Genomic DNA, 22062 nt, shown 5'->3' with positions numbered 1-22062 from the left:
CCCGGCCAAGGAAACAGACCGCCCCCGGGCCACCCACCACCCATTTTTGAGCAGCAGGGAGTACCCAGAATGACGGACAGCACCATGGGCCCGCACCTGCGCCCCGTGCCCGACCCGGTCGCCGACGACGACACCCCGACCGTGCCCGTCGCGGTCGACAACCCGGCGTTGCCGGACCCGAAGGTGAGCATCACCAAGCGCAAGCCGGTCCTTGCCGGTTGGCTCACCAACCGGCGTGACTTCCTGGCCACCGCCCGCCACGCCGGCGCGAACGTGGGCTACGCCGCGCTCTATCACGGGGTTCGCGTCCCGGTGTATGCCGGGCGCCTCGCCCTGATGTCGCCCCGGGGCGCGTGCCGGTTCGTGGCGTCCACGAACCGGTGGGTGTGGGACCGCGAGGCCGCCCCGTTGCGGGAGTTCGCCGTCCGTACCGAGGACGTCGAGGAGTACATGCGTCTGGCCCGGCTGCGCGCGGGCCGTATCCGGCTGCGTGGCCTGGTGACCCTGGTCGCGGCCGTGTTCGGTGTCGGGTTCGCCCTGTACCTGTACGTCCTGGCCCCCGCCTACCTGTACGCGTTCGCCGCCGGCGGCGTGCTCCTGCTCGGTCTCGGTGGCCAGCAGCCCGACGCGCCCGTGGTGGGTCCGGCGGTGCTGAAGACCGAGGTACAGAAGCTCACCGGCTCCATCGTCCTGCGCGGACTCGACTCCATCGGGAACGCGAAGATCACCGCCGCCATCAAGAAGGGCGCCGACATGAACGGCCTGCGGTTCGTCTCGGAGATCGTCCGTGACGGGCCCGGCTACCGCGCCGACCTGGACCTTCCCTACGGCGTCACGCCCGAGGACATCATGGAGGCCCGCAAGCCGCTGGCCTCCGGTCTGCGCCGCAAGACCGGCTGCGTGTGGCCCGCCCCCGACCCCGAACAGCACGAAGGACGTCTGGTGCTGTGGGTCGGCGACAAGCCGATGAACGAGACCACCAAGCCCGCTTGGCCGCTGGCCAAGTCCGGGACGGTGGACCTGTTCAAGCCGGTGGTGTTCGGCAACGACCAGCGCATGCGCGACGTCGCCGTGACGCTCATGTTCGCCTCCGTCGTCGTCGGCTCCATCCCCCGCATGGGCAAGACCTTCCTCATGCGGCTACTCCTACTGATCGCCGCCCTCGACCCCCGGGCCGAGATCTACGCGTTCGACTTCAAGGGCACCGGCGACTTCGGAGCCCTGGAACCGGTCTGCCACCGCTACCGCGCCGGCGAGGAAGACGACGACATCGAGTACGTCGTCCACGCCCTGCGGGAGCTGAAGGAGGAACTGCGCCGCCGGGCGAAGGTCATCAAGTCCCTGCCCCGCTCGCGCTGCCCGGAGTCCAAGGTCACCCCCGAACTGGCCAGTGACAAGAGCCTGGGCCTGCACCCGATCGTGGCCGGCTTCGACGAATGCCAAGTGCCGTTCGAGCACGAGGAGTACGGCAAGGAGATCGAGGCGATCTGCACCGACTTGACCAAGCGCGGCCCCGCCCTGGGGATCGTGGCCATGTTCGGCACCCAGCGCCCCGACGCGAAGTCCCTGCCCACCGGCATCAGCGCCAACGCCGTCCTGCGGTTCTGCCTCAAGGTCATGGGACAGCCCGCCGACGACATGGTGCTCGGCACGTCGATGTACAAGTCCGGCTACCGGGCCACGATGTTCTCCCGCTCCGACCGGGGGATTTGCTGGATGGCCGGCGAGGGCGACGACCCCCGCATCGTCGCCTCCGCGTTCGTGGACGCCGTCGCCGCCGAACGCATCGTCGCCCGCGCCCGCCAGGCCCGGGAGGCGTACGGCAACGTCACCGGCCACGCCATCGGCAAGGAACACCGGCACCGGATCCGACATCCTCGCCGACGTCCTCGACGTCATCGCCGACGACGAGAAGGCCGTGTGGTGCGAGCGCATCGCCGTCCGCCTCACCTCCGCCCATCCCGACGCCTACGCCGGATGGGCCGGTGAGAACGTCACCGCCGCTCTCAAGCCGTGGGGCATCAAGCCGGGACAGGTCTGGGGCACCACCGACGACGGCGAGGGCGCCAACCGGCGCGGCATCAAGCGCGCCGATGTCGCCGCCGCGATTACACGGCGTAATGCCGATCGGGCCGCCGCCTGACCGAGCAGAGGTGCTAGACCTAGCAGCCGCCACCGCTAGGTCTAGCACCTCCACTAGCGCCCCGCAGGGCCGCTGATCAGCTCACTAGCGTCTAGCGGCCCACCTGCGGAAACACCCCGAAACCGCCCTGAGAAGGGATGTGAGCCCCCGTGGCTCTCGCTAGCTGTGCCCTCCTGCTGATCCTCGCTGGCTACGCAGTGTTATGTGCAGTCCAGCCGTTCGCCCCGTGCCGGAAGTGCACCGGTACCGGCATCCGGCTGGCCGGCCGCAAGGTCAAGTTGTGCCGCCGCTGCCACGGACATCGCTACCGGCTCCGCGCCGGCCGCCGGCTGCTCAACACCGGCCGCGACATCCATCACGCCGGCACCCGACGCCCTCACTACGACCGCCGCACCGACCGGGAGTTCACCGAATGGCCGTGACCGTCTCGCTCGTCTTCCTGTTCGGACTCGTCCTGTTCTTCCTGCTCCGCAGCCACAGCCTCAGCTTCGGCGCCGCGTTCGCCGCCGTCATGTTCGGCTTCTTCCTCGCCTCCACCGGCGCCGCCGAACCCATCACCAACCTCACCACCGCCGTCGTCCACGCCATCCCCAACCCGTGAACAGGAGCAGCGTGTTCGAGATCCGCGTCATCTGCGACCCGGCCGACACCGACCGCGTCACCGCCGCACTCAGCGGCGCGTTCGCCACCGGCGGCGTCCGGCAGTACCCCGCCCGCGACGGCGAGCGCCGTCGTCTGTACGTCACGGCCGACCACCGCCCCGCGCCGGAGCCCTTCCCGACCCCGGAAGCGGCGTACGCGCTCGCACCCAGCATCGTCAGCGAGATCGGCTGGACCGCCCGCACCCTCGCCACGGCCGAGTGCTTCACCGAACTGGACCGGGACTACTACCTGCGCAAAGCCGCGCTGCTGGACCGCATCGCCCTGCTGGACGAGCCCGACGTGCCGTACGGCGAAGCCACAGCAACCGCACACGCGGCGGCCGTGATGCTGCTCGACACCGACCGGCCGCACACCGCCCCGGACCTCGCCGTGCAGGCCGAGAAGGACCCGCGCGGCTACGTCCGCCAGCAGTACACCCACTGGGCGACGCACCACTAGCTACGCCAAGGGCGGCCCCCACCATCTCGCCAAAGATCCGGGGCCGCCCTTGCCAACCAGCATCCATCCGAGGAACTGGAGACACCCAGCATGACCCAACCCACCAGCATCCGGCGACTGCCGGACCCACGGCCGCGCTTACTGGACCTGTTCTCCTGCGCCGGCGGGGCAGGTAAGGGCTACGAGGACGCGGGATTCGCCGTGGACGGCTGCGACATCGCCGACCGGCCGAACTACCCCTTCCCCTACCACCAGGGCGACGCGCTGGAGTACCTGGCCGCGCTGATCGCGTCGGGCGAGATCCGCCGGTACGTGTTCGTGCACGCCTCGCCGCCGTGCCAGCACGGATGCGCCCTGACCGTGGGCACCAACGCCTCCCAGGGCTGGGGGCGCCCCCACGTCGACCTGGTGGGCGCCACCCGCACCCTGCTCGACCGCACGGGCGTGCCGTACGTCATCGAGCAGCCCAACGGCCGCGCGAAGATCAGCAAAGACCTCACCCTGTGCGGGGAGATGTTCGGGCTCGGCGTGATCCGCCACCGCAACTTCGAGTTGGGCGGCTGGACCACCCAGCGGCCCGCGCACCGCCCGCACCGGGGTCGCGTGCGCGGGTGGCGGCACGGCCGCTTCTACGACGGCCCCTACGTCGCCGCCTACGGCAACGGCGGCGGCAAGCCCACCGTCCCGGAGCTGCAGACCGCCATGGGCATCGACTGGACCGACGTGCGCGAGGAACTGACCGAAGCCATCCCACCCGCCTACACCGAGCACATCGGCCGCGCCTACCTCGCCACGGCCGCGCTGGGGGTGGCGGCATGAACAAGCACCTGATGCACGCCGCGCTGGACGCCGTGCTGCACGGCTGGCACGTCTTCCCCCTGCGCCCCGGCACGAAGCGGCCCGCCCTCCACGGCGAGACCACCTGCACCGGAACCGGACCCTGCGCCGACGGGCACCGCAAGTGGGAGGACCGGGCGACCAACGACCCGGACCGCATCCAGGCCGCGTGGTCGCACGCGCCGTACAACGTCGGCATCGCCACCGGCCCCTCACGGCTGGTCGTCGTCGACCTCGACATGCCCAAGGACAAGAGCAGTTCGGACGCGCCTTGCGGCGCGACAACCTTTCAAGCGCTCTGCGAGCGCGCCGGGCACACCGTCCCCGACACCTACCGCACCCGGACCGCGAGCGGCGGCGAGCACCTGTACTTCACCGCACCGCACGGCATCCGGCTGGGCAACACCGCAGGCACCATCGCCCCGTTGATCGACACCCGCGCGTGGGGCGGCTACGTCGTCGCCGCCGGCAGCATCACCCCCGCCGGACTCTACGAAGCGCCGTACGACCGTCTCGCGGCCCCTCTGCCCGCATGGCTGCAAGCCATCCTGCAACCGGCCCCCAAGGCGTCTGAGACGCCGCCTGGGGCTGTAGCGGGGCAATCTCGTCGATACGCGGATGTAGCGCTCGCCAATGAGGTGCGAAACGTGGCCGCGGCTCAAGTCGGCGAGCGGGAAGGGACGTTGTTCCGCGCGGCGCGCGCCCTGGGGCGGTTCGTCGCGTGGGGCGACCTCCCCCGCAGTGTGGTTGAGCAGGCTCTTCAGGAGGGAGGGGAGGCGGCTGGACTGTCCGCGTCCGAGTGCCGCTCCACCCTCCGCAGCGCCCTGGACTGGTCCATCGCCCACAACCAGAGCAGGCGGGATGCGGCATGAGCACCCCTCCTCGCCCTCGCCTGAAGAGCATCACCACCGCCCCGGACGGCCCGGACGTCGCCGAACCGGCCGCGCCCCCGGCGGCCGTGGGCGAGCCGGAAGGCGTCGCCCGTCAGGGCGTCCGAACTGCTCTTCGTTCTGACCGGTACCGGACCGACGAGGCCCGCCACGGCACGGACGACGCGACACCGGACCGGCCCGGTATCCGCATCTACGCCCCGCCGGTCTACCGCGATCACTGGGACGGCGCCCGCTGGTCCAAGCGCTACGGCGACACCCCCACTGCCGCCTACGCCTGCGCCTGCGGGCAGACCGGCACCGCCACCGGTCCCCGCGCCGTGGCCGCTCTGGTCACCGAGTACGCCGCTCACAAGTCCGCCTGCACCGGAAAGCCTGCCGTACCCGCCGAAGGGAGGGCCGCCGCATGAACGCCATTGACGGGGCCGCGCTGCTCAACGAGGTGGAAGCCTTCCACCGTCGCTTCAACGTCTTCCCGCACGAGGCCGCCTACATCGCCGTGGCGTTGTGGGACGCACACGCTCACCTGCTCGACTGCTTCGACTCCACCCCCCGCCTGGCCTTCCTGTCCCCGGAGCCGGGGTCTGGGAAGTCGCGGGCGCTGGAGATCGTGGAAACCCTTGTGCCGCACCCGATGGTCGCGGTCAACGCGTCCGCCGCCGCCCTCTTCCGGGCCGTGTCCGGAGCCGACGGGCGGCCCACGATCCTGTTCGACGAGATCGACACCATCTTTGGGCCCAAGGCGGGGGACAACGAGGAACTGCGCGGCTTCTTGAACGCCGGACACCGCCGTACCGGCGTCACCTACCGGTGCATCGGCGACGGCGGCAACCAGACCGTGCAGGCCTTCCCCTCGTACTGCGCGGTCGCGGTCGCCGGACTCGGAGCGCTGCCGGACACGATCATGACCCGCTCCGTCGTCATCCGCATGCGCCGGCGGGCCCGCAACGAACGCGTGGAACCCTTCCGTGCACGCATGCACGAGGCGGAAGGCCACAAACTGCGTGACCGGCTCGCCGAATGGGCGGAGCAAGTGCGCGGGTTCGTGCTCGGGGCCTGGCCGGAGATGCCCGACGGCGTCACCGACCGCCCCGCCGACGTGTGGGAGCCGCTACTGGCCATCGCGGACGCCGTCGGCGGCCAGTGGCCCGTGCGGGCTCGCGAAGCGTGCGTGACGCTCGTCAAAGCCGCGCAGACGACTGACAAACACAGCCTGGGAGTCCGGCTGTTGACCGACTTGCGCGACCACGTCCTGATTGGCGTGGACAAGCTGCCGACCATTGCCATCCTCGACCGGCTCAACGCTCTCGACGACGCCCCCTGGGCCGACCTCGACGGCAAGCCCCTCGACAACCGGCGCCTTGCCCGGATGCTCGGCGAGTACATGACCGCCGACAACACCCCCATCCGATCCCGGAACATCCGCACCGCCGGCGGAGTCCTCAAGGGCTTCCACGCCGAGGATCTGGCGGACGCGTGGGCACGCTACTGCCCGCCCCCTCCCCAGGACCCCGCTACAGCCGCTACACCGCTACAGCCCAGTTCAGAGCCCCTGAATCTGTAGCGGCACCGAAGCGTGTAGCGGCTATGCCCGCTACCTCGTGGCGCGTGCGTAGCCGCTACATGCCACCCGTCCGCTACAAAAACACCCGCGCTGACCTGCGATGTAGCGATGTAGCGGATGTAGCGGACTTCCCAGAAGGGCCCCCAGGACACCAGCCGAGGAGCAACCCCGGATGAGCATCACGCTTGCCTCCCCCGCTGAGCGGGTTCTGTACCGACCGGAAGAAGCAGCAGCAGCCTTGGGTATCGGTCGCTCGCTGGTCTACGAGGAGATCCGCCTTGGACGTCTCCAGACGGTTCGTATCGGCCGTCGGCGCCTCATCCCACCCGAGTACATCGCGCAGTACGTCGAACTGCTCAAGCGCGAGGCTGAAGCCGCCGCTTAGCTCCAGCAACAACGCAGGGCCACACCCTCAGGTGTGGCCCTGCTTCTCTTGGAAGGCGAGAGCACATGACTGAGACGTCCAAGAGGCGTACCAGGGCCGGGCACGGCGACGACTCGATCTACTGGGATAGGTCCAAGAACAGGTACATCGGCGCCGTATCTCTGGGCTACACCCCAGCTGGCAAACGCAATCGACCCAAGGTGTCGGGCAAGACGAAAGCCGAAGTTCGTCAGAAGCTCCGCGAGCTGAGAAAGGAGCTGGCTGCTGGCGTCAAGACGCCGGCCAACTACACCGTTGCTCAAGCTGTGACCGACTGGCTTGCCCAAGGACTCAAGGGCAGGGAAGTAACCAGCGTCGACACGTACAAGAGCCTCGCCGAGAACCACATCATCCCTCATCTGGGCAAGGGCAAGCTGTGCGGCCTCGAAGCTGACCATCTGGATGAGTGGTTGGAGGCTGAGGCCGAGGTTCTCGCAACCCAGTCCTTGAAGATGGTGCACTCGATCCTTCGACGCTCGATCAGCCACGCTCAGAGGAGAGGTAGGGCTGTGCGCAACGTCGCTGAATTGGTCGAGGTACCGGAAGGGCGAGCCGGGCGGCCGAGTAAGTCGCTCTCCTTGGACCAGGGTGCGGCTGTTCTTCGCGCGAAGCAAGGCACCTGGATCCACGCCTATGTGGTTCTATCGCTGCTCGTGGGTGTCCGGCCGGAGGAAGCACGGCCCCTGACCTGGTCGCATGTTCACCTGACAGGCGCAGGGAAGGAGAAGCCGCACGTGGACGTGTGGCGTTCGGTACGGAGGCACGGCGACACGAAGACCCGCAGGAGTCGACGCTCGCTGGCCATGCCGCAGCAAACCGTCGCCGTCATGAAGGCTCACAAGCGTCGTGAGCAGGCGGCATGCTCCGCAGCCGGCATGGAATGGACCGATGAGGGACTGGTCTTCCCGACGGAGACGGGTGAACTCCGCAGCGCCCTCAACGTGCGCCGCAACTTCAGGTCGCTTCTCAAGGACGCTGGCTTCGAGAACCCGAAGGAGTGGACCCCGCGCGAGCTGCGGACAAGCTTCGTGTCTGTGCTGTCGGACTACGGGATTCCGATCGAAGTGATCTCGCGTCTCGTTGGACACAATGGGAGCGGGACGACTGAGCAGGTCTATCGCAAGCAGTTGCGTCCCGTCATCGCTGAGGGAGCGGAAGCCATGGATGACATCTTCGGCGACGATGACGACGCAGCCGAGGATGAGGCCTTGGAAGAGGTCTGATTTTCCGGCCGTGGCTCCCTGTTTGGCTCCCCAAGGCTAGAAGAGCCCCCAAAGGCCCGTCTCTGAACTGCGGAAACGCTGTTCCGAGGGGCCTTTGGGCCCTTATGCTCGCGTTAAGGGAGCGCTGAGGCTGCGCTCAGGTGGGGATGGGACAGGGGCTGAGCGGTGGGCGCGCAGGGCATGGCGGGCGAGGGGATCAGGGCGGCGTCCGCCGCCGAGGTGCCGGCCGTGAAGGCGGTGACCGACGCGGCCTACCGCCCCTACATCGAGCGCATCGGAGTCGTCCCGGCGCCCATGGAGGCGGACCACGCGGCGAACGTGGCGGCGGGGAAGGTGTTCGTCGTCCGGGAGCCCGAAGGGGGCCGGGTGACGGGACTCGTCGTGATCGAGGCGCGCGCGGACCACCTCTTCCTCGACAGCATCGCCGTCCACCCCGACGCGCACGGCACGGGGGTGGGGCGGCGGCTGCTGGAGTTCGTGGACACGCGCGCGCGTGCGCTGGGCCTGCCCGAGGTCAGGCTCTACACGAACGCGCTGATGTGGGAGAACCAGCGGATCTATCCGCGCTTCGGCTACGAGGTCGTCGAGCGCCGTGTGGACGGGCCCTACGACCGTGTCCACTACCGCAAGCGGCTGGTCTGACGTCTCATCGCCCGGCCGCCGGTCATGTGTCCGGCCACCACGTGCGCGCGATGTCCTTGCGGACCTCGGGCCGTCCGGCGGGACGCTGGTCCGCTTCCTCGCGGACGCGGCGGGCGTCCGTCTTCCTCAGGGGCTTCTGCACTGTCACTCGGCGCATGGCTGCCTCCTTCGAGGCCTACCGGGTCCGTCTTCGTACGGAGGTAGGACCTTTCGGGCGAGAGTCGCTTATCGGTGCGGGTCTGTCTGTGGCGGCTGTCACGATTCGGTTGTCAGTGGTCGGTGTCACTCTGGGGTGCATGAGTGCGCATACGACGACCGAAGGTGACGGGGCGGGCTGGGCCGGGATGGACTGGGACGCCCAGGCCGCCGTCTTCGACGAGGAGCCGGATCACGGGCTGCGCGACCCGGGGGTGCGCGCCGCCTGGGCCGAACGGCTGCGCGGCTGGCTTCCCGGGCGCCCCGCCGAGATCCTCGACCTCGGCTGCGGCACCGGCAGCCTGTCGCTCCTCGCGGCCGAGCAGGGGCACCGGGTGACCGGCGTCGACCTGTCCCCGGCGATGGTGGAGCGGGCCCGGGCGAAGCTCGCCGGCCACGACGCGGTGTTCCTGGCCGGCGATGCGGCGAACCCGCCGGTGGGCGGGCAGCGCTTCGACGCCGTCCTGGTCCGGCACGTCCTGTGGACACTGCCCGACCCCGCCCGCGCGCTGCGGCACTGGCAGGGGCTGCTGCGGCCGGACGGACGGCTCGTCCTGATCGAGGGTGTCTGGGGCACGCTCACCCCCGTCGGCATACCCCCGGACCGGCTGACCATGCTTCTTCGGCCACTCGTCTCCCACATCCACCTGGAGTCACTGTCGGCCGACGCGCGGCTGTGGGGCCGTGAGGTGGACGACGAGCGGTACGCGGTGGTGGCCTCGGACTGAGCCCGCGCGAGCCGGTGCGGCAATCAGGACAGCAGCGCCTCGAAGCCGCCCTCGCGGGCCAGTCCCTCCAGTTCGTCGAGGGCGGCCAGGGCGGCGGCCGCCGCCCCGGGGTCGGTGCGCGCCAGGCCGCTCGCCGCGAACTCGTCCTCGTCCAGCCGTCGTACGTCCGTGCCGTCGGCGGAGCGCCACAGGTCCAGGTCGAGGTCCTCGACGACGAGGTCCGTGCCGGAGCGGGTGGCGGGGCGGGTGACGTCGCAGTACCAGCCCTTCAGCGCGCCTGAGGCGTCGCGGACCTCCTTCACCGAGTACCAGCGGTCCCGCCAGTAGTGCTCGGTGAAGACGTCGCCCGGCTCGAAGCGTACGAAGCCGAAGTCGCGGGCGCCCTCGCCCGCCCACGCGGCCCGGACGGTGAGGCGCGTGCCGTCGTCGGACACGAGCACGCCCCGGTAGCGGATCTTGGTGCGGCCGCCCTTGACGAGGACGACGTCCACCTCCGTCGGCGCCGGCGGCCGGCCGCCGGCCTCAGCCGAGTTCGCGGACATGGCGCACCTCCGTCCCGCAGACCGCGTACCCGAACCACTCGTTGATCGCGATCATCGGCGCGTTGCCGGTGTCGTTGCCCGTGAACGCCTCCGTGTACCCGGCGGCCCGGGCGCGGTGCAGCGAGTCGTTCTTGGCGAGCTTGGCCAGGCCCCGGCCGCGGAAGGCGCGGGCGGTGCCCGTCATGGCGGTGGAGTAGCGGGTGCCGCCGTCCGTACGGGCCGCGGTGAAGGCCGCGGGACGGCCGTCCACCACCGCCACCGACGTCAGTTCGGGGCTGAACAGCGGGTGCCGCCAGGTCTCCGCCAGCCAGGCCGCGTAGTCGGTGAACTCGTAGTCCACGTCGCTGGGTTCGTCCGCCGTGGTCTCCGCGTCCAGCTCGAACAGGGGGCGCGGGTCGTCGGCGAAGTCCGTGCCCCGGCGCAGTTCCACACCAGGCGGCGGGTCCTGCCGCGGCGGCAGGGTGCCGCCCGCCAGGTCCAGGCGGAGGAAGTGCGCGCTCCGGCTCGCGCGGTAGCCGTGCCGCTCGGCGAAGGCGCGGTTGCCCGGCTCGTCCAGGACCCAGGAGTGCAGCCTGGCCGCCCCGTGCGCGGCCAGATGTTCCTCGGCGGCCCGTACGAGGAGCGTGCCGGCGCCGCGGCGGGTGTGCTCGGGATGCACGTACACGTTGATGTTGCCCTGGCCGGGCTCGGTGCTCTCGTGGGACAGGTGCACCTGCGCGGTGCCGATCACCTCGCCGTCCGCCACGGCGACCAGCGGCCGGTAGTGGGCGTCGGGGTGCAGATGGGTGAGGTCGTGGACGAGTGAGCCGGGAGTGAACAGTATGAACGGCAACGCGAGGTGCCGGACACGGGCGAAGCCCTCGAGGTCGGCCGGCGCGTCGGGGCGGAGGTCGCGGATGATCACGGTCATGGAGGGGCACGCTACGGCGGAGACCGGGCGGGGTGCCTCCCATTTTCCGCTGGGCCGTACGCGCGCGGTGCGGGACAATCACCCCGTGACCTTGAAGATCCACATCGAGGACGGCGCACCTCCCTACGAGCAGGTGCGGGCGCAGATCTCCGAGCAGGCGCGGTCGGGGGTGCTGCCGGTGGGGTACCGGCTGCCCACGGTGCGCGGGCTGGCCGAGTCGCTCGGGCTCGCGGCGAACACGGTCGCCAAGGCCTACCGGGCGCTGGAGGCGGACGGCGTGATCGAGACGCGCGGGCGCAACGGCACGTTCGTCGCCGCCGCGGACTCGGCGGCGGCGCGGGAGACCGCGGCCGCCGCCCAGGCGTACGCCGAGCGGGTGCGACGGCTCGGGCTCACCGAGGACGACGCGCTCACCGCCGTGCGGGACGCCCTGCGGGCGGCCTACGGGGAGCGGTAGGGGAGCGGCGGCCCCGCAACAGAGTCACCGGCCCGGGACCTTCTGCCGGTCACCCGTGAGCGCCGGAGTGCGGGTCACCGCCAGGCCCGCGCTCCTGGCCGCCCGTGCGAACACCACCGCGTCCTGGACCGCCGCCCCCGTCGGGTCGTTGTTGAAGTAGGCGTACACGTCCCGCGTGTCCGGCCAGGTCGTGGCGATCCGGTCGACCCAGGTCTCCAGCGACCGCCGGCCGTAGTGCGGCCAGGCCCGGGCGCGGCCCACGTGGAAGCGGACGTACCCCCAGCCGGCCGTCCGCCACAGCGGCGTGACCGGGCGGGCGTAGGCGTCGGCCCAGCACAGGGCGGCGCCCCGGGACCGGAGGACCTCGCGCACCTCCGGCGTCCACCACGACTCGTGGCGCGGCTCGACCGCGACCCGGGTGCCGGACGGGAAGCACGCCAGGCAGGCGTCCAGCAGTCCCGGATCCGCGCGCAGGGTCGGCGGGAGCTGGAGCAGCACCGGGCCCAGCCGGTCGCCGAGGCCCGCCGCGTGCGTCATCAGGCGGTGCACCGGCTCCCCGGGGTCCTTCAGCCGCTTGATGTGGGTGAGGAACCGGCTCGCCTTCACCGCGACCACGAAGTCCGCCGGGACCCGCTCCCGCCAGGCCTCGAAGGTCTCCCGCGCGGGCAGCCGGTAGAAGGCGTTGTTGACCTCCAGGGTGGCGAAGGCGGCGGCGTACTCCTCCAGCCACAGCCGTGTGGGGCACCCCTGCGGGTACAGCACGCCCCGCCAGTCCTTGTACTGCCAGCCCGACGTCCCGACGAACAGGGTCATACGCCCATCAAAGCACCGGTGCTCGCCCAGGACCCGTCACAGGTACAGACCCGCGTCGGCCCCCTCGCGTGGCTCCGGCAGCGCCGTCGGCGACGTGCCCCGCCGCAGCGCGTACAGCTCGGCGAGGGTCGCCCCGTCGCGGCCCACCCCCTCCTCGGTGCCCAGCCAGTTCACCGCCTCCCGGCGGGTCAGCCGGCCCACCTCGATGCGGGCCAGGCACCGGCCCGGGCGGACCACGGCCGGGTGCAGGCGCTCCAGGTCCTCGTTGGTCGTCACCCCGACCAGCACGTTGCGCCCCTGGCCGAGCAGTCCGTCGGTGAGGTTCAGCAGCCGGGACAGCGCCTGGCCCGCGGTGTGCTTGGCCTCGCCGCGGATCAGCTCGTCGCAGTCCTCCAGCAGGAGCAGCCGCCAGCGCCCCTTGCCCGCCGTGTCCTCCTCGCCGATGGCGATGTCCATGAGGTAGCCGACGTCGCTGAACAGCCGCTCCGGGTCCAGCACGCAGTCCACCTGGCACCAGTCGCGCCAGGACCGGGCCAGGGTCCGCAGCGCCGAGGTCTTGCCCGTGCCCGGCGGGCCGTGCAGCAGGAGCAGCCGGCCCGCGATGTCCTCGGGGGTCGTCTTCATCAGCCGGTCCATGGCGTCCGCGACCGGGGCGGTGTAGTTCGGCCGCAGCTCGTCCCAGGTGCCCGCCGAGATCTGCCGGGTGGTGCGGTGCGGGCCGCGCCGGGGCGAGACGTACCAGAAGCCCATCGTCACGTTCTCCGGCTGCGGCTCCGGCTCGTCCGCGGCGCCGTCCGTCGCCTGCTCCAGCACCTTCGCGGCCAGCTCGGCGCTGGTCGCGGTGACCGTGACGTCGGCTCCCCGGTTCCACCGGGAGATCAGCAGCGTCCAGCCCTCGCCCTCGGCGAGGGTCGCGCTGCGGTCGTCGTCGAGGGCCGCGCGCAGCACCCGGGCGTCCTTGGGCAGCAGGGTGGCGCCGGGGCGCACGCGGTCGATGTTCGCCGCGTGCGAGTACGGCTGCTCGCCCGTCGCGAAGCGGCCGAGGAACAGCGCGTCGACGACGTCGGACGGAGAGTCGGAGTCGTCGACGGTGAGCCGGATCGGCAGAGCGTCGTGCGGGTTCGCGGGCATGCCGCCATGATCCGTCACGCGGGCGCCGCGCGCACCCGGTTTCCCCCGCGCGTCCCGTGCCGGCGCCCGGACGGAGCCCGTCGCGGGCCGAGCCTGCCGGAACCCTGTCCCGCGGATGATTTCCGCCCTTACTGTTGTCCTTGATGAGACGTCATGGGGGGAATCCGGAGGCGGGGCGGTGGCGGCTCACCGCGCTGCTCGGCGTGGGAGTGACGGCGGTGGCCCTGGTCGTGGCCCTGCTCAGCACGCTGCCCGGCGGCGCGAGCACCGAGGGCACCACACGCGACGGCGGCAAGGTGCACGGGACACCGGCGACCCCGCGGAACGTGGACGAGCCGGACGTCGGCTGGGGCTTCACCCACACCCAGTTCAGCGCCGACGAGGGCAGCGCGGCCGCGACCGGCCGGGCCGAGGCACTGCTGTCGAAGGACGGCGGCCTGCCGCAGAACCAGGCGATCATGGGCTGGGGCGCCGACAACCCCGAGCCGGTCAAGGGGCGTTACGACTTCGAGGCGCTGGACCGGCGGATCGACTTCGTCCGCGCCTCGGGCGGCACTCCGGTGATCACGCTGTGCTGCGCGCCCGACTGGATGAAGGGTGGCCGGGCCGGCGTGGACAGCACCGACTGGAGCCAGGACGCCCTGGAGACCGCGCCGACCCGCGACCACTACAAGGACTACGCCGCACTCGCCGCGACCGTCGCCGAACGCTATCCGGACGTACGCCACTTCATCGTCTGGAACGAGTTCAAGGGCTTCTGGAACAACGCCGAGGGCCGCTGGGACTACGAGGGCTACACCGAGCTGTACAACCTGGTTCACAAGGCGCTCAAAAAGGTCGACCCCAAGATCATGGTGGGGGGACCGTACCTGGTCATGGACAGCGTCGACCCGCGGCAGAAGCAGGACGCCTCCACCGTTCTGAGGGGCCCCTGGGGAGCCTTGGACCAGCGGGTCCTGGACGCCTTCGCCTACTGGAACCAGCACAAGGCGGGCGCCGACTTCGTCGTCGTGGACGGCTCCAGCTACACCAAGGACGACGACCTGCTGCCCGACGAGTTCCGCGCCACCGACAAGCTGACGGACGTCGGCCGGTGGGTGCGGTCGCAGACGGGCGGCCTGCCGCTGTGGTGGGCCGAGTACTACGTCGAGCCCGCCGACCGCAACGACGACCGCAAGGACTGGTCCGAACCGCACCGCGTCGCCGTCCAGGCCGCCGGCCTGATCGCCATGGCCAAGGGCGGCGCCTCCACCGGCTTCTACTGGAACCCGGAGAACCGCACGGGCGACTGCCCCGGCTGCCTGTGGACCCCGACCGACTCCTCCGGCGGCGGCCGGGCGCTTCCCATGTACGACCTGGTCTCCCGGTTCAACCGGGCGTTCCCGCCGGGGACCGGGTACCGGACGGTGTCCGTCGCCCCGGACGACGTGCCCAACGTGCGCGTGCTGGCCGACGACCGGACGGTCCTGGTGGTCAACACCCTGAACCGCACGATCAGCGCGCGGATCGACGGCAGGCGCTTCGACATGAAGGCGTACGAGGTGAAGTGGCTCCAGCGGTGACCCGCCGGAGCCGCTCCACCCGCCGTCCGCTCAGCCGCCCCCCATGGTCAGGAACCGCTGCACCAGCGAGGCGAACAGCACCGCCAGCAGCGGCAGCGAGAACCAGAAGCTGCCCTGGAGCCACCGCAGCCGGCGCCCACTGGGCCGCATCGCGACCCGGACGACCTCCCGCGCCGTCAGCAGCACGGTCAGCGCCAGCGCCGCGGCTCCGCCGACCACCGACCACGGTGTCCACGTCACCCTCGGCCCGATCGGCCCCGGATTCGGCTCGGGCACGGGACCGGAGGGCTGCTCGCGCAGCTCGTACAGGGTCACGTCGTCGTTGCCGAGGACCTTGCTCAGCTCCTGCCGGTCGTCGAGGTGGCGCACCAGCCGCGACTCCCAGGTGGCCGAGTAGCCCACGTCCATCCGCAGATACGTCACCTGACTGCGGTTGATCATCAGGTACGCGTTCGGACCCGCGTCCCTGAGCGACTTGACCAGGCCGGAGACCAGCACCGGGTCGGCCGGTGCCAGGGTGGGCACGTAGTCGACGCGTTCCATGTCCCGCGCGCCCCACGGCATGGCCGGAGTGACGTTGACGGCCGGGTCGTTGCTCAGCCACAGCAGCCGTACCGTCGGTCTGTCGTGGGCGTACACGTAGTCCATGGCCGCGACCTCGCCGGGCCGGATCCGCTCGAAGGTCTCGTTGCCCCACCGGGCGACCAGGAAGCCGCCCATGAGCAGCAGGCCCGCCAGCAGCGCGGCCAGCGGCGCCAGGCTCACCCGGTCCTTGTCCCGTTCCTCCGCGGTGGCGCCGGTGCGTGGGAAGAGCGCGAGCGCGGCGAGCAGGGCGGCCCCGGGCAGGGCGAACATGAAGACCCGCAGCGCCATCTCACCGCCGTAGGACTGCATCCCGAAGCCGAGGAACGGCACGAAGGTGAGCACCGGCAGGGAGCGCTCACGGTACTTGTGCTCGCGTCGCCGCCACCAGCCCCAGCAGGCGAAGGTCATCACGGAGCCGGCCAGCAGCACGCGTGCGTACAGCACCAGTTGGTGGGTCGAGTCGCCGCCCTGGATCCGGCCCGAGACGGACGTCGAGACATTGCTGCCGACGCCGCCGACCCCGCCGAACAGCTCGTCGAAGTGGCCTGACCAGTACGGCTCGGCCATGAAGCCCAGCCAGAACGCCGCCAGTACCGCGAACAGCACGGGCAGGCCGCGCAGTTCGGACCTCCGGACCAGGACCAGCACGGCCAGCACGCCCAGCATCACGAACGGGGTGAGCTGGTGCGCCGGGACGCTGGCGGCGAACAGGCCGATCACCACCAGGAGCAGCACCGCCCGCTGCCGCCGGTCGGCCGGCTCCACCTCCGCCTCGCCCGGCCGGGCCTTGGTCCACGGCATCCGCGGCGCCCGGAACCAGACGAGGAGGATCGCCACGAAGGCCAGGTACAGCAGATAGGTGAAGCCCTGCGGGGAGAAGTAGTCCTGGCCCACCCAGCCGCTGAGCACGAAGATCCACACGCCGGTCCATCTGGCCCGCCAGCTCGCCCGCAGCGAGCGGGTCAGCAGGAACATGGGGGGCAGGTAGAGCAGCTGGATGGTCAGCGGCCACCAGCGGATGACCTCGGTGAAGTCGCTCAGACCGCACGCGCGGGCGATGAAGGCGGCCACCGCGAAGAACCCGGGCCAGCTCCACCGCGCGTCGAGGTCCGGCACGGCCGATCCGGTGCGGTCGATGAAGTCGATGAAGCCGAGGTGCTGCCAGGCGGTGGCGAAGCGCGGCTCGCTCTCGATCACCGCGGGCAGCGCGTGCAGGGAGACGACGGTGGCGACCAGGGTGACCAGCAGCAGTGCCCGGTGTTCGCGGCGCAGCCACAGCAGCGCGGCGAACACCCCGATCAGCAGCGCGGCGCCGGCCAGGGTCGGCAGCGGCAGCACCGAGACGAGGCCGAGGCCGCCCATCCGGTCCAGGTCGGAGTCGTCCAGGCGCAGCGCGGGCACCCAGTACAGCAGCAGTGCCGCGGCCAGCAGACAACCGAGCAGGACGCCGGCCCGGGTGGGGGCGAGACGCTCCCACCAGGACGGGTCGGGCCCGCTCCGGGCGAGGAGGTCCTCCTCCGGGGCGGCCTCCCGCGGCGAGGTCCCCACCTTCGGCACGGTGGCCCGGTCCCCGGCCGCGAAGTGCGTCTCCGGTACGACGGCCCGCTCGCCGGCGGTGTACGGACCGCCGGGTACTGCGGCTTGCTCTCCGGTGGAGTAGGGGGCGTCCGGTACTGCGGTCCGCTCTCCGGTGGAGTTGGGGCCGCCGGGTACTGCGGCTCGCACTTCGGTGGGGAAGGGGCTGTCCGGTACTGCGGTCTGCTCTTCGGTGGAGTACGGCCCGTCCGGCACGACGACTCGGTCCTCCGGCCCGAACGGGGCGTCCACCTCGCGCTCGGCCGGTCCCGGCGAGACCGGCGAGACCGGCTTCAGCTCCTCCACCGTCAGCTCCTCCACCGGCAGCCCCAGCGCCTCGGGTCCGTGCGGCCCGGCCGGCGGCCGGTCGGGGTCCACCGCGGCGGTGCCGGCGGGCGGGGTGCCCGGTCCGGGCCGTACGTCCGGCCGGCGCTCCACGTGGTCGAAGTCGATGTGGATGCCCAGGGCGAGGGTGTCGGACTCCGCTGCCCAGGCGGGCCGCCGGTGCGGTGCGGTCCCGGCGGGGTCCTCGCGCGCCCCCAGGTCGGCGAGGTCCCCGTCAGGTGCGGCGTCGTCGGGGACCTCGGCGGCGGGCACGGCCCTGACGGTCCGGTACAGCTTCGGCGCGGCGATCGCGACGATCACGGCGAGGCTGGAGATCTCCGCGACGCCGGCGCCGGTCAGCCCCATCCGGGGGAGCAGCAGCAGCGTCAGACCGAGCACCAGGGCGCACAACAGGCCCTGGAGCCAGGCCAGTCCGGCGGTACGGCTCTGGGCGCGCAGCACCGCGAAGTACGTCTCCATCACGACCCGCAGCAGGGCGCCGACGGCGAACCAGCGCAGCAGCGGGGTGGCCGCGTGCGCGTAGCCCTCGCCGAAGACGTGCAGGATGTACGGCGCCAGCAGGAACAGCAGCCCGCAGATGGGCAGCATGATGCGGGCCATCCGCTTCAGCGCCGCGCGGGTGTTGGCGGCCAGCCGGGCCGGGTCGTGCGACCCCTCGACGGTCAGTGAGGCACCCATGTTGATGGCGAGCAGGTTGACCGTGCCGCCGATGGTGGTCGTGATGTAGAAGTACGCGTTGTCCGCGGAGCTGACCTGCGCGGCGATGATCACCGGCACCAGGTAGACGACCGCGAGGGAGAACAGCGAGCCGGTGTAGTCGCCCGCCAGGAACCGCCCGAGTTCCTTCGCCGTCGGCGGCCTGGCGTGGTCCTCGGTCGCCCGTACGTGCCGGGGCACCAGGCGCCGGAACACCAGCCAGCCCAGCGGCACGATGGAGAAGGCGATCGCCGCGACCCAGGAGACGAAGACGCCGGTCGTCGGGATCGCGACGGCGAGCCCCACCAGCAGGGCCAGCTTCACCCCCGAGAACACGGTGTTGCCCACCGGGACCCAGGGCGCGCTGCGCAGCCCGGTCAGCACCCCGTCCTGGAGGGTGAGCAGGTTCCACGCCATGACGGCGACGACGAAGCCGAGGCCGTGGGCGAGCCCGTGCAGGAAGCGGTACGACGGCCCCCACACGTCGAGGGTGAGCAGGAACATCCCGGCCGCGCACGCCACGATCAGCGAACTGCCCACGTACGTACGGGCGATGAGCCGTCCGGTGGCGCGGCCGGAGATCGGGATGAAGCGGGCCAGGGCCCCGGTGAGCGTCACCGCGGTCAGCCCGGCGAGGAGCTTCATGGCGGCGATGGCGGCCGAGCCCTGGCCGACCGCGTCGTCGGAGTAGTAGCGGGCCGCGACCAGCCAGTAGCCGAGGCCCAGCACCGCGGAGATCCCGGTGTTGAGCATCAGCGCGTAGGCGTTGCGGAACAGCGGGTTGCCGCCGGGGGACCGGCTCCGTCCGGGCAGCCGCAGACGGCGCCCCGGCTGCTCGGGCGCCTCGGGCCCGGTGGCCGATGCCTCGGTGGTGGTGGTCGTGTCAGACACGGGTACGGATGGCCTTCCGGCGGACCTGTCGGGCTCTGCGGACCATGGCGTAGCCCTTGGTGAGGGCACGGTCCCTGGCGAAGTTCCGGGTGATCGCGCGGCCCTGGACGATCCGCTCGAACTCCTCGGTGGACGTGCTGCGGCGCACCGTGAGCCGGTGCAGCGCGTACGGGCCCTGCCGTCGGCGGGCCAGGGCGTTGCCGACGGCGAGGGCCTGGGTGAAGCCCGCCGCCCGCACCAGGGCCCGCACCCGGCGGCTGGAGTAGCCGTAGGGGTAGGCGAACGAGGCGGGCACGGTGCCCAGTTCACCGGCGACGATCTCCCTGCAGCGGATCAGCTCCGACCACAGGGTGTCGTCGTCGAGCTGGTCGAGCTGCGGGTGGGTGTGGCTGTGCCCGCCGATCTCGACCCCGCCGGCCGCGAGTTCGCGCACCTGGTCCCAGTCGAGCATGGTGTCCAGGCCCCCGCCGGTGTGGTGGGCGCCGCGGATCCAGCCCGTGGAGACGAACAGCGTGGCGGGGAAGCCGTAGTGGTCCAGCGCCGGCAGGGCGTAGCGGTGCACGCCCTCGTAGCCGTCGTCGAAGGTGATCAGGACGGGGTTCGCGGGCAGCGGCGGCAGGCTCCTGCCACGCCAGTGCCCGGCCAGCCGGGCCGTGGTGACCGGCTGGAAGCCCCGGTCCTTGAGTACGGCCATCTGCTCCGCGAACGCCTCGGGCGTCACGGACAGTTCGCGGGTGGCCTCGTTGGGCTCCGGCGCGACCGCGTGGTACATGAGCACCGGCACGGGCGCGCTGGTACGGCCGTTCATGTGGTGCGTCCCCCCTCGTCCTGCCCGGTCCCCCCGGTCTGCGGGGTCTGCCCGGTCCTCCCGTCCCGCGGGGCGTGCGCGATCCCGGCCACCGATGACACCGATGACACCGAGACCACCGAGAACGCCGTGCCGCCCCGCCGGGCCCTGACACTGCCGACGGCGTAGCCGCCCGCTGCCGTGAGCACCCCGGCGACGATCGCGCCGGCCCGGCCCGCGCCGCCCGGCCGGGCCAGCAGCGCGTCCCGCAGCCCGCGGGCCACCCCCGAGGGCAGCACCCGGGTGGTGTACCGGCGTTCGGACTCGAGGCCCTTCTGCGCGCCGACGCTCCGCGCGACCAGCGCCTTCGACAGGCCCTCCGCGTAGACCCGGGTGCGGAAGTAGCGGAAGTGCTCGCGCGTCTCCGGCACCCGGTGGTGGATGACCGCCCGGTCGTCGATCAGGAGGACCGCGTCCGGGCGGGCCCGGGTGAGCCGGATGCACAGCTCCGTCTCCTCGCACCCCAGCGGGCGCTTGTCGCCGTCGCGGCCGATGCCGGTGGCGAAGCCGCCCGCCGCGTCGAACGCCGTGCGCCGGAAGGAGGCGTTGCCGCCGAGCACGTTGCGCACCCGGACCCGGCCCGGCGGCAGGCCGCGGTAGGTGCAGCCCACCACCCAGTCGAACTCCTCCGGGAACCAGGCCGGCCGGCGGCCCGACGCCCAGACCGGGACCGTGCGGCCGCCGACGGCCATGACCCGCGGGTCCGCGTACCCCTCGGCGAAGTGCCGCAGCCAGTCCCGCTCGGCCACGGCGTCGTCGTCGAGGAAGGCGACGATCTCACCGCGGGAGGCGGCGATGCCCGTGTTGCGGCCGGCGGACAGGCCGCGCGGGCCCGCGTTGGCGAGCACCCGCACCTCGCCGCCGTCCGGGTACTCCTTGTACTCCTTGGCCAGCCTCCCCAGCAGCGCCGGGTTGTGGTCCACCACCAGGAGGGTCTCCAGGGCCGGCCGGGACTGCGCCCGCACCGAGGAGACCGCCGCGAGGATGTCCTCCCAGCGGTCCTCGGTGTAGACGCAGATCACGACGGAGATGCCGAGACCGCTCAAGACGCCTCTCCCCGCACCGCGTCGAGCATCGGCGACCGGCGGGCCTGGCGGCCCTGGCGGCGCAGTTCACGCCGGTTGGAGCGCTCCTTGAGGATCACCTTCAGCACCCGCAGTCCGTCCCGCACGGCGCGCAGATTGCTGGCCCCGTGGATGCGCAGGTACTCGTGGCTGGGGATCTCCTGCACCTTCAATCCGGCCTTGACCACTCTGATGTTCATCAGCGTCTCGACCTCGAAGCCGGTGCAGTCCAGCTCGATCTTGTCCAGGCAGTGCCGCCAGAACGCGTTGTACCCGTAGCACAGGTCGGTGTAGCGGGCGCCGAACTTGCGGTTGACCACGGCGCACAGGGCCCGGTTGCCGAGCTTGCGGATGAAGGTCATGTCGTCGGTGCCGCCGCCGTTGGCGAACCGGGAGCCCTTGGCGAAGTCCGCGCCCGAGACCAGGGCCGAGACGTACGAGACGATCTCGCCGCCGTCGGCCGAGCCGTCCGCGTCGACCATCACGATGATGTCGCCGGTGCACTCCTCGAAACCGGTGATCAGGGCATCCCCCTTGCCCTTGCCGCGCTGGTCGACGACCTTCACCTTGGGCCACAGTTCCCGGGCCACCTCGACGGTGTCGTCGGTGGAATTGCCGTCCACGAGGACCACTTCGTGAATCCAGTCCGGAAGTGTCTTGAAGACGTAGGGCAGGTTCTCGGCCTCGTTCATGGCGGGAATCACCACGCTCACCGGCGGTGTGATGGCCAAGTGCGAGGAAATGGGCCGGTATTCCGCGGCGAGCGTCGGATCCTGTTCCGACGAAGGCGAGCGCAGAACGGAGCTCATGAGTCGTGTTCCCTCTCGTCCGGCGGACCGCCCGCCCCTCGGGCGGCCCGGCTGTGTATCCGGTTCGAAAGGGGGGTTGATCACCCGG

At 71.5% G+C, this 22062-nt stretch carries 22 protein-coding genes and 1 pseudogene; 14 read left to right on the top strand and 9 right to left on the bottom strand.

Going from position 1 to position 22062, the window contains the following annotated elements:
• Positions 1-69 precede the first annotated feature (69 nt).
• From ACIQMV_RS01725 to ACIQMV_RS01675, 11 genes and pseudogenes are all read left to right on the top strand, one after another.
• Positions 70-2143, top strand: a pseudogene (locus ACIQMV_RS01725) (cell division protein FtsK).
• A 197-nt stretch (positions 2144-2340) separates the two neighbouring features.
• Positions 2341-2565 carry a hypothetical protein gene (locus ACIQMV_RS01720; protein WP_402590319.1) on the top strand — a complete coding sequence of 75 codons (225 nt, stop codon included), beginning with the start codon at positions 2341-2343 and terminating at the stop codon, positions 2563-2565.
• The gene (locus ACIQMV_RS01715; RefSeq protein ID WP_383729497.1) at positions 2556-2744 is read left to right on the top strand and encodes a hypothetical protein; all 189 of its coding nucleotides are present in this window, start codon (positions 2556-2558) and stop codon (positions 2742-2744) included. The genes ACIQMV_RS01720 and ACIQMV_RS01715 overlap by 10 nt, the downstream gene beginning before the upstream one ends.
• Entirely contained in the window at positions 2741-3244 is a 504-nt protein-coding gene (locus ACIQMV_RS01710) for a hypothetical protein (RefSeq protein ID WP_402590317.1), read from the top strand. The genes ACIQMV_RS01715 and ACIQMV_RS01710 overlap by 4 nt, the downstream gene beginning before the upstream one ends.
• Positions 3245-3334: 90 nt before the next feature.
• Entirely contained in the window at positions 3335-4063 is a 729-nt protein-coding gene (locus ACIQMV_RS01705; protein WP_402590315.1) for a DNA methylase, read from the top strand.
• The gene (locus ACIQMV_RS01700; protein WP_402590313.1) at positions 4060-4953 is read left to right on the top strand and encodes a bifunctional DNA primase/polymerase; all 894 of its coding nucleotides are present in this window, start codon (positions 4060-4062) and stop codon (positions 4951-4953) included. The genes ACIQMV_RS01705 and ACIQMV_RS01700 overlap by 4 nt, the downstream gene beginning before the upstream one ends.
• Entirely contained in the window at positions 4950-5381 is a 432-nt protein-coding gene (locus ACIQMV_RS01695) for a hypothetical protein (RefSeq protein ID WP_402590311.1), read from the top strand. Before ACIQMV_RS01700 ends, ACIQMV_RS01695 begins: the two co-directional genes overlap by 4 nt.
• Positions 5378-6535 (top strand): DUF3631 domain-containing protein, encoded by a 1158-nt coding sequence (locus ACIQMV_RS01690; protein WP_402590309.1) that lies wholly within the window; start codon positions 5378-5380, stop codon positions 6533-6535. Before ACIQMV_RS01695 ends, ACIQMV_RS01690 begins: the two co-directional genes overlap by 4 nt.
• A gap of 172 nt (positions 6536-6707) precedes the next feature.
• On the top strand, positions 6708-6920 hold the full coding sequence (locus tag ACIQMV_RS01685; protein WP_073943210.1) for a helix-turn-helix domain-containing protein: 213 nt from the start codon (positions 6708-6710) through the stop codon (positions 6918-6920).
• 65 nt (positions 6921-6985) lie between these two features.
• Positions 6986-8182: a tyrosine recombinase XerC gene (gene xerC / locus ACIQMV_RS01680; protein WP_402590307.1), complete on the top strand. Its 1197-nt coding sequence runs from the start codon at positions 6986-6988 to the stop codon at positions 8180-8182.
• 180 nt (positions 8183-8362) lie between these two features.
• Positions 8363-8824 carry a GNAT family N-acetyltransferase gene (locus tag ACIQMV_RS01675; RefSeq protein WP_141366783.1) on the top strand — a complete coding sequence of 154 codons (462 nt, stop codon included), beginning with the start codon at positions 8363-8365 and terminating at the stop codon, positions 8822-8824.
• A gap of 22 nt (positions 8825-8846) precedes the next feature.
• Here ACIQMV_RS01675 and ACIQMV_RS01670 read toward each other — a convergent pair whose 3' ends face one another.
• The gene (locus tag ACIQMV_RS01670; protein ID WP_402590305.1) at positions 8847-8981 is read right to left on the bottom strand and encodes a hypothetical protein; all 135 of its coding nucleotides are present in this window, start codon (positions 8979-8981) and stop codon (positions 8847-8849) included.
• Positions 8982-9120: 139 nt separating this feature from the next.
• Here ACIQMV_RS01670 and ACIQMV_RS01665 point away from each other — a divergent pair, with 139 nt between their 5' ends.
• Entirely contained in the window at positions 9121-9747 is a 627-nt protein-coding gene (locus ACIQMV_RS01665; RefSeq protein ID WP_402590303.1) for a class I SAM-dependent methyltransferase, read from the top strand.
• Between the two features lie 23 nt (positions 9748-9770).
• On the opposite strand, the gene ACIQMV_RS01660 is transcribed toward ACIQMV_RS01665, so the two are convergent.
• Both ACIQMV_RS01660 and ACIQMV_RS01655 read right to left on the bottom strand, forming a co-directional pair.
• Complete coding sequence (locus ACIQMV_RS01660) at positions 9771-10289, bottom strand: DUF402 domain-containing protein (RefSeq protein WP_388477113.1); 519 nt, start codon at positions 10287-10289, stop codon at positions 9771-9773.
• On the bottom strand, positions 10270-11199 hold the full coding sequence (locus tag ACIQMV_RS01655; protein ID WP_402590300.1) for a GNAT family N-acetyltransferase: 930 nt from the start codon (positions 11197-11199) through the stop codon (positions 10270-10272). The genes ACIQMV_RS01660 and ACIQMV_RS01655 overlap by 20 nt, the downstream gene beginning before the upstream one ends.
• An 85-nt stretch (positions 11200-11284) precedes the next feature.
• Here ACIQMV_RS01655 and ACIQMV_RS01650 point away from each other — a divergent pair, with 85 nt between their 5' ends.
• Positions 11285-11656 (top strand): GntR family transcriptional regulator, encoded by a 372-nt coding sequence (locus tag ACIQMV_RS01650; protein ID WP_141362384.1) that lies wholly within the window; start codon positions 11285-11287, stop codon positions 11654-11656.
• Positions 11657-11680: 24 nt separating this feature from the next.
• Here the strand turns inward: ACIQMV_RS01650 and ACIQMV_RS01645 are convergent, their stop codons facing one another.
• Together ACIQMV_RS01645 and ACIQMV_RS01640 are read right to left on the bottom strand one after the other, a co-directional pair.
• On the bottom strand, positions 11681-12469 hold the full coding sequence (locus tag ACIQMV_RS01645; RefSeq protein WP_402590298.1) for a DUF72 domain-containing protein: 789 nt from the start codon (positions 12467-12469) through the stop codon (positions 11681-11683).
• 36 nt (positions 12470-12505) lie between these two features.
• Positions 12506-13600, bottom strand: a complete 1095-nt coding sequence (locus tag ACIQMV_RS01640; RefSeq protein WP_402590296.1) for a DUF5925 domain-containing protein — start codon at positions 13598-13600, stop codon at positions 12506-12508.
• Positions 13601-13743: 143 nt separating this feature from the next.
• Between ACIQMV_RS01640 and ACIQMV_RS01635 the strand changes: the two genes are divergently transcribed.
• Positions 13744-15162, top strand: coding sequence for a xylan 1,4-beta-xylosidase (locus tag ACIQMV_RS01635; RefSeq protein WP_402590294.1), 1419 nt, complete (start codon positions 13744-13746; stop codon positions 15160-15162).
• A 30-nt stretch (positions 15163-15192) separates the two neighbouring features.
• Here the strand turns inward: ACIQMV_RS01635 and ACIQMV_RS01630 are convergent, their stop codons facing one another.
• From ACIQMV_RS01630 to ACIQMV_RS01615, 4 genes are read right to left on the bottom strand one after another with little or no spacing between them, the layout of a single operon-like run.
• Positions 15193-19254 carry a lipopolysaccharide biosynthesis protein gene (locus ACIQMV_RS01630; protein WP_402590292.1) on the bottom strand — a complete coding sequence of 1354 codons (4062 nt, stop codon included), beginning with the start codon at positions 19252-19254 and terminating at the stop codon, positions 15193-15195.
• Positions 19247-20062 carry a polysaccharide deacetylase family protein gene (locus ACIQMV_RS01625; RefSeq protein ID WP_402590290.1) on the bottom strand — a complete coding sequence of 272 codons (816 nt, stop codon included), beginning with the start codon at positions 20060-20062 and terminating at the stop codon, positions 19247-19249. The genes ACIQMV_RS01630 and ACIQMV_RS01625 overlap by 8 nt, the downstream gene beginning before the upstream one ends.
• Positions 20059-21147: a glycosyltransferase family 2 protein gene (locus tag ACIQMV_RS01620; RefSeq protein ID WP_402590288.1), complete on the bottom strand. Its 1089-nt coding sequence runs from the start codon at positions 21145-21147 to the stop codon at positions 20059-20061. Before ACIQMV_RS01620 ends, ACIQMV_RS01625 begins: the two co-directional genes overlap by 4 nt.
• Positions 21144-21974: a glycosyltransferase family 2 protein gene (locus ACIQMV_RS01615; protein WP_141362394.1), complete on the bottom strand. Its 831-nt coding sequence runs from the start codon at positions 21972-21974 to the stop codon at positions 21144-21146. Before ACIQMV_RS01615 ends, ACIQMV_RS01620 begins: the two co-directional genes overlap by 4 nt.
• Between the last annotated feature and the right edge of the window lie 88 nt (positions 21975-22062).

The sequence above is a fragment of the Streptomyces sp. NPDC091412 genome, assembly GCF_044756885.1.
In the GTDB taxonomy this organism is placed as follows: Bacteria; Actinomycetota; Actinomycetes; order Streptomycetales; family Streptomycetaceae; genus Streptomyces.
This window is presented reverse-complemented; position numbering and strand designations above follow the sequence as displayed.

What these genes read in the sequence shown, in the direction of transcription:
- ACIQMV_RS01715 (WP_383729497.1), top strand. Translation starts at nt 2,556, where the DNA reads ATGGCCGTGACCGTCTCGCTCGTCTTCCTGTTCGGACTCGTCCTGTTC.
- ACIQMV_RS01705 (WP_402590315.1), top strand. Translation starts at nt 3,335, where the DNA reads ATGACCCAACCCACCAGCATCCGGCGACTGCCGGACCCACGGCCGCGC.
- ACIQMV_RS01700 (WP_402590313.1), top strand. Translation starts at nt 4,060, where the DNA reads ATGAACAAGCACCTGATGCACGCCGCGCTGGACGCCGTGCTGCACGGC.
- ACIQMV_RS01695 (WP_402590311.1), top strand. Translation starts at nt 4,950, where the DNA reads ATGAGCACCCCTCCTCGCCCTCGCCTGAAGAGCATCACCACCGCCCCG.
- ACIQMV_RS01690 (WP_402590309.1), top strand. Translation starts at nt 5,378, where the DNA reads ATGAACGCCATTGACGGGGCCGCGCTGCTCAACGAGGTGGAAGCCTTC.
- ACIQMV_RS01685 (WP_073943210.1), top strand. Translation starts at nt 6,708, where the DNA reads ATGAGCATCACGCTTGCCTCCCCCGCTGAGCGGGTTCTGTACCGACCG.
- xerC (WP_402590307.1), top strand. Translation starts at nt 6,986, where the DNA reads ATGACTGAGACGTCCAAGAGGCGTACCAGGGCCGGGCACGGCGACGAC.
- ACIQMV_RS01675 (WP_141366783.1), top strand. Translation starts at nt 8,363, where the DNA reads ATGGCGGGCGAGGGGATCAGGGCGGCGTCCGCCGCCGAGGTGCCGGCC.
- ACIQMV_RS01670 (WP_402590305.1), bottom strand. Translation starts at nt 8,981, where the DNA reads ATGCGCCGAGTGACAGTGCAGAAGCCCCTGAGGAAGACGGACGCCCGC.
- ACIQMV_RS01665 (WP_402590303.1), top strand. Translation starts at nt 9,121, where the DNA reads ATGAGTGCGCATACGACGACCGAAGGTGACGGGGCGGGCTGGGCCGGG.
- ACIQMV_RS01660 (WP_388477113.1), bottom strand. Translation starts at nt 10,289, where the DNA reads ATGTCCGCGAACTCGGCTGAGGCCGGCGGCCGGCCGCCGGCGCCGACG.
- ACIQMV_RS01655 (WP_402590300.1), bottom strand. Translation starts at nt 11,199, where the DNA reads ATGACCGTGATCATCCGCGACCTCCGCCCCGACGCGCCGGCCGACCTC.
- ACIQMV_RS01645 (WP_402590298.1), bottom strand. Translation starts at nt 12,469, where the DNA reads ATGACCCTGTTCGTCGGGACGTCGGGCTGGCAGTACAAGGACTGGCGG.
- ACIQMV_RS01640 (WP_402590296.1), bottom strand. Translation starts at nt 13,600, where the DNA reads ATGCCCGCGAACCCGCACGACGCTCTGCCGATCCGGCTCACCGTCGAC.
- ACIQMV_RS01635 (WP_402590294.1), top strand. Translation starts at nt 13,744, where the DNA reads ATGAGACGTCATGGGGGGAATCCGGAGGCGGGGCGGTGGCGGCTCACC.
- ACIQMV_RS01625 (WP_402590290.1), bottom strand. Translation starts at nt 20,062, where the DNA reads ATGAACGGCCGTACCAGCGCGCCCGTGCCGGTGCTCATGTACCACGCG.
- ACIQMV_RS01615 (WP_141362394.1), bottom strand. Translation starts at nt 21,974, where the DNA reads ATGAGCTCCGTTCTGCGCTCGCCTTCGTCGGAACAGGATCCGACGCTC.